The sequence below is a fragment of the Shewanella sp. S1-49-MNA-CIBAN-0167 genome, from assembly GCF_040310145.1.
Taxonomy (GTDB): Bacteria; Pseudomonadota; Gammaproteobacteria; order Enterobacterales; family Shewanellaceae; genus Shewanella; species Shewanella psychromarinicola.
The window spans coordinates 68,783-78,113 of sequence record NZ_JBEOPO010000024.1 but is presented as its reverse complement, the minus strand read 5'-3'; the positions used below and the strand labels follow the sequence as shown (position 1 = coordinate 78,113).

The following is a 9,331-nucleotide window of genomic DNA, read 5'->3' as shown; positions in this document are numbered from 1 at the left end:
CGCCAGGGTAACCCCCAAATTTCAGCAGAAAACATCGATTAAAACGAAAGTCTTTGAGCTATCAAAGTTTGGTGTGGGAACTGAGAAAAAAGAAGCAGCTTAGTCGTTAAAAGCTAGATTGCAGAAGCCCCGTGATCAGAGCGAAGCGAAGTCGCGGGGTAATTCATTGGCATCAACTATCAATCATCATCACAAAAGCATTAAGCTATAAACGCTTGGATCTGCGCTAAAATCCCTGCAGCATCAAGTTGCAGTTCTGCAGTAATTTCATCTGGTGCGCCGTGTTGAATAAACTCATCTGGCAAACCAATTTGTAGTACAGGCTTTACGATACGCATTTTGTGTAATGCTTCAAGCACTCCAGAACCTGCGCCGCCCATAATGGCGTTTTCTTCAACGGTAATGATAACATCATGGCTATTTGCGAGCTGTTCAAGCAAGCTTAAATCAAGTGGCTTAACAAAGCGCATATCGGCGACGGTCGCATCCAGTTTTTCTGCTGCGTCTGTCGCTGCGGCAAGTGTGGTGCCAAAGTTTACAATGGCAATTTTTTGCCCTTGACGCGTTAAGACCCCTTTACCGATAGGTATTTTCGTCATATGTTCAACTTGTTCTGCACCGGTCGCAAAACCTCGAGGGTACCGCACTGCGGTAGGGCCATCTTGATAACAATAACCGGTATAGAGCATTTGACGGCATTCGTTTTCATCTGATGGCGCCATAATGATCATATTGGGAACACAGCGCATAAAGCTTAAATCGAACGCACCTTGATGTGTAGGGCCATCAGCGCCAACAATGCCACCACGATCGATCGCAAACAATACAGGCAAGCGTTGCAAAGCCACGTCGTGGATAAACTGGTCATATCCGCGTTGTAAAAAAGTTGAGTAAATAGCCACTACAGGTTTTAACCCTTCGCAGGCAAACCCTGCAGATAACGTTACTGCATGCTGTTCAGCAATAGCCGCATCGAAATATTGTTTTGGGAATCGTTGTGAAAATTCAACCATCCCAGAACCTTCACGCATAGCCGGTGTAATCGCGACTAACTTGTCGTCTTGTTCCGCCATGTCGCATAACCATTTACCGAACACTTCCGAGAATGTCGGTAAACCGGGTTTAGTTGTGGGTTTTTTAAATTGGCTTGGATCGAATTTAGGCACCGCGTGCCAGCCAATCGGATCTTTTTCCGCAGGCTCATAACCACGACCCTTTTTGGTCATGATATGCAACATTTGTGGGCCTTTGAGGTTGCGCATATTGCGCATAGTTTCAACGAGCGAATCGACATCGTGACCATCAATTGGGCCGATATAATTGAACCCTAACTCTTCAAATAATGTTGCGGGCACCACCATGCCTTTAAGATGTTCTTCAGTGCGTTTAGCCATTTCTTTAATGACAGGCAGGCCTTTAAGCACTTTTTTACTGTTTTCTCTAATGGTGGTGTAAAAACGACCTGACATAAGCTGGGCAAGGTGATTGTTGAGTGCGCCAACATTTTCAGAAATCGACATTTCATTATCATTGAGCACCACAAGCATATCATTGTGTAAATCGCCCGCATGATTCATGGCTTCAAATACCATACCGCCTGTCATGGCACCATCGCCAATAACGGCCACAACTTTTCGCCCAACCGCTTCTTTTTCTGCGGCTATCGCCATCCCCAATGCTGCACTGATAGACGTGCCTGAGTGACCGACACTAAAGGTGTCATATGGGCTTTCCTCACGCCATGGGAATGGATGCAGACCATTTTTTTGTCGAATGGTGTGCATTTGTTCGCGGCGATCAGTGAGGATTTTATGTGGGTAAGCTTGATGTCCTACATCCCACACTAACCGATCAAATGGGGTGTTGTAGACATAATGAAGTGCCACAGTTAATTCAACTGTGCCTAAGCCAGAAGCAAAATGTCCGCTTGAAATACCAACGGACTGAAGTAAGAATTGTCTCAATTCATCAGAGACTTGTGGAAGTAAACCTTGAGGTAACTTCCTTAATTCTTCTGGTGTATTAGCTTTCGCTAGTACTGGAAATTTAGCAATATCAAAAATCATAGCGAGATTTTCTGACTCTTTATTATAATCTTCGCTCAATAATATAGTGGGCGAAGTCTGCAATTAACTGACTATTATATGGTAATTTAGTCAGCGCTGATAGTGCATCTTGTATTAGTTGTTCTGCACAGGCTTTGGCACCATCGAGACCTAATAGTTTAGGAAAAGTGCTTTTGTTGGATTGTTCATCACTGCCTTGAGGTTTGCCTAACTCTTCGGTGCTTGCGGTAATATCTAAGATATCGTCTTGCACTTGAAAGGCCAATCCAAGGCTTTGGGCGTATTTCATCATCAGTTGATAGTGCTCATCGGGTAAATCTGCCGCAATTAAAGCAAGTTCGACGGCACAACTGATTAACGCGCCGGTTTTTTTATTATGTAATTCGGTTAATCGGTCTAAATCTATACGGTGATCGGTGGCACTCAGATCAATCGCTTGCCCACCGCACATTCCTCGATATCCAGAGGCTTTTGCTAATGCCCTGACCATGGCCAATTGTTGTTCAGGTCGTAAATCGTTACACGGTGCGGTGATTATTTCAAAGGCCAATGTTTGCAGCGCGTCACCAGCTAAAATGGCGTTAGCTTCATTAAATGCAATATGAACCGTGGGTTGACCGCGTCGGAGTGCATCATTGTCCATGGCCGGTAAGTCATCGTGTATTAACGAGTAAGCATGAATACACTCAATGGCTGCGGCGGCTTTATCAAGTGCATTAATATTGACGCCAAGCATGTCACCCACACTGTAGACCAAAAATGGCCTAATGCGTTTGCCGCCTAATAATGCACCATGAAGCATTGCCGCCTTTAAGTCTGGTGCAGCACCATCAAGCTGGCTTAAATGCGCGTTAAGAATAGTATTAACGCGCTTTTGGTATTTTGTTATCGCTTTAGCTAACACGTATCAAGACCTATTATTCAATAACACTATGTTGACGATTATTCACTTTCTATAGTGAACGGTGCTAATTCAGCATCATCTTCATTTAATAAGATAGAGACTTTTTGCTGTGCTTGTTCAAGCTTTCCTTGGCTTTGACGGACTAACTTAATGCCTCGCTCAAATTGTTTAAGCGCGTCATCGAGCGACACTTCACCTTGCTCTAAATGAGCAACAATGGTTTCAAGCTCAGTTAATGATTGTTCAAAACTGAGATTTTCTGGTTTTTTAGCCACGATTATTATTCCTTTCATTCAGCGTGAGACAAGGTATATCAGCCCAGCGTATCGGTCAAATACAGTCGCTGGTTATTTGCTCAACAGCACGCTTTGTTATTGAATTTTGTTTAGAATGTGCAAAACAGGCTAAACTTGCGCCAAGTTTGACCGATAAGACGTTAGGGTTTGAAATAGATAGCGTAAATTAGTATTGAATTTTTTACTGTAATACATAACGATGGGCAATGTGATTTGCATCAATAGATGCCAGAATGTTCGAGTTATTTAATTTGTACGAACAGCGCGATAAAATCGCACAAATAAGCAGCGTGATGACTGCGATTGAGGAGAGGTTGTGGATTTAGCTACCCTAATAGGTATTATCGGTGCTTTTGCATTTATTATTGGCGCGATGATCACCAGTGGTGGTCTCGGATTATTTATCGATGTACCGTCAATTTTGATTGTTGTAGCAGGCTCTTTATTTGTAGTGATGATGAAATTTAACCTAAAGCAATTTTTGGGTTCGATAAAGATTGGTATGAAAGCCTTCATGTTTAAATTAGATAAACCTGAGGATTTGATTGAGCAGTCTGTCACTATGGCTGATGCTGCCCGTAAAGGCGGATTTTTAGCATTAGAAGAGGCGGTCATTACCAACAGTTTTATGCAAAAAGCTATCGATATGTTAGTTGATGGTCATGATGGTGAAGTGGTGCGTAACGCGCTTGAAAAAGATATTGCGTTGACCGAAGATCGCCACAATACTGGGATTAGTATTTTTAAAGCCATGGGTGATGTAGCCCCCGCGATGGGAATGATTGGTACGCTGGTTGGTTTGGTGGCGATGTTATCTAATATGGATGATCCAAAATCGATAGGGCCCTCAATGGCGGTTGCATTGTTAACCACTCTTTATGGTGCGGTAATTGCCAACATGATCGCCATCCCAATGGCGGATAAATTATCATTGCGGATGAATGAAGAATTGCTTAACCGAAATTTAATTATGGACGCGGTATTAGCGATTCAAGATGGACAAAACCCCCGGGTGATTGAAGGCTTCTTGAAAAATTACTTGACTGAAAAATCCCGTGAAATCGATACAACGGACGGAGAGTAACTCATGGCTAAGGCCAAGTGTGATTGTCCACCTGCGGGTGCCCCAAAATGGCTGGCCACCTTTGCTGACCTAATGTCCTTGCTGATGTGTTTCTTCGTGTTGCTGTTAGCGTTCTCTGAAATGGACGTGATGAAGTTTAAACAAATCGCCGGCTCAATGAAGTATGCATTTGGGGTACAAAACAAAGTTGAAGTAAAAGACATTCCTAAGGGGACATCGGTTATCGCGCTTGAATTTCGCCCTGGTAGACCCGATCCCACGCCAATTGAGATCATTAATCAACAAACCAATGAAATGACTCAACCGACCATTGAATATCAGGCCGGTGAAGAGGACAGTGCGGGGGGTACTCAAAAGCAAAGTGGTGAACAGCGTGGTGGTAATGCCGCTGCAACGGCCCAGCAAGAAGCTGAAGCCATTAAAAAAGCGGCCGCATCTGCGCAAGAAAATATTAACGATCAAGTGAAAAAAATGGCTGAGAAGCTCAACGAAGAAATTGTTGATGGTGCCATTGAAATTGAATCTTTAGGTCAGCAAATTATAATTCGTATTCGTGAGAAAGGCTCATTTACTTCTGGATCTGGCTTTTTACAACCTAAGTTTAAACCGATTGTGCGTTCAATTGGTGAGTTATTAAAAGATGTTCCTGGGATTGTTACGGTATCGGGTCATACTGACGGTGCTGATATCAGTAATGAGCTTTACAGTTCAAACTGGGCGCTATCAAGTCAACGTGCTGTTTCGGTGGCTCATGAATTAAGAACAGTCACTGGTTTTGATGAATCAAGGATGAAAGTGGTTGGAGAGGCTTCTAATCGACCTTTGGTACCCAATGATTCTAAAGAGAATCAAGCTCGAAATCGGCGTGTTGAAATTGCCATTGAACAAGGTAAAGCGAAACAATCGAATGAAATTATAGTGACTCAATAGCTCGTCATCAAAGGATAGGCATAAGCGCAATCTCTGCAGGTTACAGAGATTGTGCTTTTTTGTATTAGAAATGTGCTGTAACAGCGGTTTTGCTGAGAAATAACAGATAAAAAAGTGAATATGTTTGGTTAATAGGCATCATTTGGTATGATCCGCGAATTATTGCTTACGCTTTGCTATATGCTGGATTACCTATGTTAATCAAGTAGACAAGGTTTTGCTATTTTTTTTAATTTATTATCAAAGTGTTACCATCTTTTTGTCTAGCAATGCTGAATGCTGAGCTATTGTGGTGGTGATACCTGCGGACGCCCCATGAAGTTTATTGTAAAGCTGTACCCTGAAATTATGATGAAGAGCAAGTCGGTAAGAATGCGCTTTACCAAAATGCTCGAAACCAATATCCGTAATGTACTTAAAAAAGTGGATGACGATGCCAAAGTACAACGTTTATATGATCGTATTTTAGTTAATGTACCTGCCGATAAACCGGAATTATGTGATGCTTTTGCAGAGCGTTTAGCTTGTATTCCAGGTATTGCTCACGTTGTGCAAGTGAGTGAGTACAGTTTTGATTCGATAGATCATATTTATCAGCAGGCTTTACCAAGGTATCGTGATGAAATTGCAGGTAAAACATTTTGTGTTCGCGTAAAACGTTCTGGTAATCATGATTTTAATTCAATCGATGTTGAGCGTTATGTGGGTGGCGGGTTAAACCAGCACACAGAGGCGCTTGGGGTAAAGCTTAAAAACCCTGATGTGACCGTTAATCTTGAAATCAATCAAGATAAGCTTTACATGGTCGAGCGTCGTATTGAAGGATTAGGCGGTTTCCCTATGGCGACCCAAGAAGATGTATTGTCGCTTATTTCGGGCGGTTTTGATTCTGGCGTGTCGAGTTTTCAGTTTATTAAGAAAGGCGCCCGTACCCATTACTGTTTCTTTAATTTAGGTGGCGCTCAACACGAAATTGGCGTTAAGCAAGTGGCTTATCACTTGTGGAAAAAGTATGGTGAGTCGCACAAAGTACGTTTTGTGTCAGTGCCATTTGAGCCTGTGGTTGAAGAGATCCTTGAACGTATTGATAACGGTCAGATGGGGGTTGTACTTAAGCGTATGATGATGCGCGCGGCAACGCGTATTGCGGACAAATTCGGCATTCAAGCGTTAGTCACGGGAGAAAGCTTAGGTCAGGTATCGAGTCAAACGCTGACCAACTTGAATGTGATTGACCGCAGCACTGAGTTATTGATTTTACGCCCACTTATCGCAATGGACAAACAAGACATTATTAATCAGAGCCGTGTGATTGGCACTGAAGAATTTGCTAAGTCTATTCCTGAGTATTGTGGTGTTATTTCACAAAAGCCGACGGTTAAAGCGGTATTGTCTAAGATTGAAGCTGAAGAGCTTAAGTTTTCTGAAGACTTGATTGATCGCATCATTGAGTCTGCAGTGGTGATGGATGTTCGTGATATTGAAGCGGAGATGGATCAACAAGTGACTGAAACCGAAACAGTTAAAGATGTGGCGTCAGGCGAAATCATTATTGACGTTCGTGCACCTGAAGAAGAAGAAAAAGATCCATTATCAATTGATAATGTGATGATTAAAGCGATCCCATTCTTTAAGTTAGCGACCCAATTTGCTGATTTAGACAGCTCTAAAACGTATCTATTATATTGTGATCGTGGGGTAATGAGTAAACTGCAGGCCTTATACCTTGTTGAGCAGGGCTATACGAACGTAAAAGTGTATCGTCCTTAGACTTTGTGCGGGCGATACGATAATTTCGGCGTTATCTAAATCGGTAAGTTAATGTACCTAAATGCTGGTTAATAAACGGTAACGAGCGATATCAAGCGATGACAATCTAAGAGCCTAGAGCGCTGCGCTGCTAGGACGCTACGCGGCTAGATGCTATACAATCAAAAGCCAAGCAGTGCTAGATGACAATCTAAGAGCCTAGAGCGCTGCACTGCTAGGACGCTACGCGGCTAGATGCTATACAATCAACAGCCAAGCAGTGCTAGATGACAAGCGGTAACGAGCGATATCAAGCGATGACAATCTAAGAGCCTAGAGCGCTGCGCTGCTAGGACGCTACGCGGCTAGAGGCTATACAATCAACAGCCAAGCAGTGCTAGATGACAAGCCAATATCCTAGTCGCGCAGCGACTCAATCTTAGCAGCGAAGCTGTCCCTAGAAGCGCAGCGATCCTAGCAGGACGAAGTCCGCTCTAGAAGCGAAGCGATCCTAGCAATGACGAAGTCCGCTCTAGCAGCGAAGCGAACCTAGCAATGACGAAGTCTGCTCTAGCAGCGCAGCGACCCTAGTGATGTTGTCAATGATGCTAATTTACCCAAACACGGTGTGCTTTACAAACGACATAAAAATAACGATAATCATTAGAAAAACTAATTAAAAATGAGGGATTGATCACTATGTCTAAACGATTACCGCCTTTGAATGCTGTTAAAGCATTTGAAGCTGCAGCAAGACATTTGAGCTTTACCCGCGCCGCAGAAGAGTTGTTTGTCACACAGGCTGCAGTGAGTCATCAGATTAAAGCATTAGAAGATTTTTTAGGGCTAAAGCTGTTTAGACGTAAAAATAGATCCTTATTGTTAACAGAAGAAGGCCAAAGTTATTTTCTGGACATTAAAGATATTTTTATTGAGCTAGGGGAGGCGACTAATCGTCTGCTTGCCCGCAGTGCGGTAGGATCGTTAACGGTCAGTATGTCTCCAAGTTTTGCCATTCAATGGTTAGTGCCACGTTTAGCTAAGTTTAGCGAAAAAAATCCTGATATTGATGTGCGTATTAAAGCCGTTGATAGTAATGCCAATTCGTTAACCGACGATGTAGATGTTGCCATTTATTACGGCCAAGGTAATTGGCCTGGATTACGCGCCGATAAACTGCGTAACGAAGTGTTGATCCCTGTCTGTTCGCCATTATTACTCAATAGTGCTAAACCGTTAGCTCAACCCAGTGATTTAAAATTCCATACCTTGTTACATGATTCAAACCGTCAAGATTGGCAGGCATGGTTTAGACAGTGTGGCGTGAGCGATATTAATGTCAATCAAGGGCCTATATTTAGCCATTCCTCATTAGTGCTTCAAGCAGCGGTGCATGGCCAAGGTGTGGCATTAGGTTATAGCGTACTTGCCAGACCTGATATCAAGGCTGGGCGCTTAGTGTGCCCGTTTTCTGAGGTTTTGGTGAGCAAAGAGGCTTATTACTTAGTGTGTCAACAAAACCATTCTGAGATAGGTAAAATTTCAGCCTTTAGAGAATGGATGTTGGATATGTTTGCAGAGGAGTCGCGAAGTGAGTTGCTTAGCGGATAATACGCCTTTGTTAGCCCATGATTATCTGTTACAAGGCCCTAAAAGCGATACCTTGATTATTTTTGCTCATGGCGCAGGTGCCAATATGCATCATGGGTTTATGATTTCAATGACAGATAAATTAGTCGCTCAAGGCTATCAAGTATACCGATTTAATTTCTTGTATATGCAAGCCAATATGCAAGATGGTAAACGTCGACCGCCTGATCGAGCGCCTAAATTACTCGCGCACTATGAACAAGTTCTCATGGATATTGAGCAGAAGATGGCGCTTGGCCTGATCAATTGCCAGCGGATTATCCTGATGGGTAAGTCAATGGGCGGTCGTATGTCGGCGATATTGGCCAGCACAGATCATCAACTACAGCAGCCACTTATTGCCGATGTCGTCAATAAAATTACTGCAGTAGTGTGTTTGGGATACCCTTTTATTCCGCTAAAAGGTGGCGAGCCACGACTTGCGCCGATTCAACACAATTCTCACCCGATGTTAATTGTTCAAGGTGAGCGAGATAAATTTGGCGATCTTCAACAAGTACCCAATTGGGCTTTGGGTGAACATGCAGAAGTCTGTTGGATTAGTGATGGCGATCATAGTTTGCAACCGCGAAAATCTTCTGGTTATACCCTTGAGGGCAATCTTAATCATGCCATCGAGAATATTAGTCAGTTTATTACCCGAGTAGGTTAA

Annotated in this window: 8 protein-coding genes; 5 read left to right on the top strand and 3 right to left on the bottom strand. The window is 43.0% G+C overall.

Translation table 11 applies throughout. The features are described from left to right. Positions 1–200: 200 nt before the first annotated feature. Genes dxs through xseB form a run of 3 tightly spaced genes read right to left on the bottom strand, consistent with a single transcriptional unit; the run spans position 201 to position 3,245 of the window. Positions 201–2,066 (bottom strand): 1-deoxy-D-xylulose-5-phosphate synthase, encoded by a 1,866-nt coding sequence (gene dxs / locus AAEZ00_RS12740; RefSeq protein ID WP_335688857.1) that lies wholly within the window; start codon positions 2,064–2,066, stop codon positions 201–203. A 22-nt stretch (positions 2,067–2,088) separates the two neighbouring features. Continuing rightward, the gene (gene ispA, locus AAEZ00_RS12735; RefSeq protein WP_351076436.1) at positions 2,089–2,970 is read right to left on the bottom strand and encodes a (2E,6E)-farnesyl diphosphate synthase; all 882 of its coding nucleotides are present in this window, start codon (positions 2,968–2,970) and stop codon (positions 2,089–2,091) included. 38 nt (positions 2,971–3,008) lie between these two features. Then, positions 3,009–3,245: an exodeoxyribonuclease VII small subunit gene (xseB, locus tag AAEZ00_RS12730; protein ID WP_124014129.1), complete on the bottom strand. Its 237-nt coding sequence runs from the start codon at positions 3,243–3,245 to the stop codon at positions 3,009–3,011. A 337-nt stretch (positions 3,246–3,582) separates the two neighbouring features. On the opposite strand from xseB, the gene pomA reads away from it, so the two are divergent. From pomA to AAEZ00_RS12705, 5 genes are all read left to right on the top strand, one after another. Then, a complete protein-coding gene (gene pomA / locus AAEZ00_RS12725; RefSeq protein WP_351076432.1) occupies positions 3,583–4,350 on the top strand; it encodes a flagellar motor protein PomA in 768 nt (255 codons plus the stop codon). A 3-nt stretch (positions 4,351–4,353) separates the two neighbouring features. Next, complete coding sequence (locus AAEZ00_RS12720) at positions 4,354–5,280, top strand: flagellar motor protein MotB (RefSeq protein WP_351088705.1); 927 nt, start codon at positions 4,354–4,356, stop codon at positions 5,278–5,280. 315 nt (positions 5,281–5,595) lie between these two features. Next, positions 5,596–7,050, top strand: coding sequence for a tRNA uracil 4-sulfurtransferase ThiI (gene thiI, locus AAEZ00_RS12715; protein ID WP_335688863.1), 1,455 nt, complete (start codon positions 5,596–5,598; stop codon positions 7,048–7,050). A 678-nt stretch (positions 7,051–7,728) separates the two neighbouring features. Next, a complete protein-coding gene (locus AAEZ00_RS12710; protein WP_124014125.1) occupies positions 7,729–8,640 on the top strand; it encodes a transcriptional regulator GcvA in 912 nt (303 codons plus the stop codon). Further along, positions 8,621–9,331 carry an alpha/beta family hydrolase gene (locus tag AAEZ00_RS12705; RefSeq protein ID WP_351088704.1) on the top strand — a complete coding sequence of 237 codons (711 nt, stop codon included), beginning with the start codon at positions 8,621–8,623 and terminating at the stop codon, positions 9,329–9,331. Before AAEZ00_RS12710 ends, AAEZ00_RS12705 begins: the two co-directional genes overlap by 20 nt.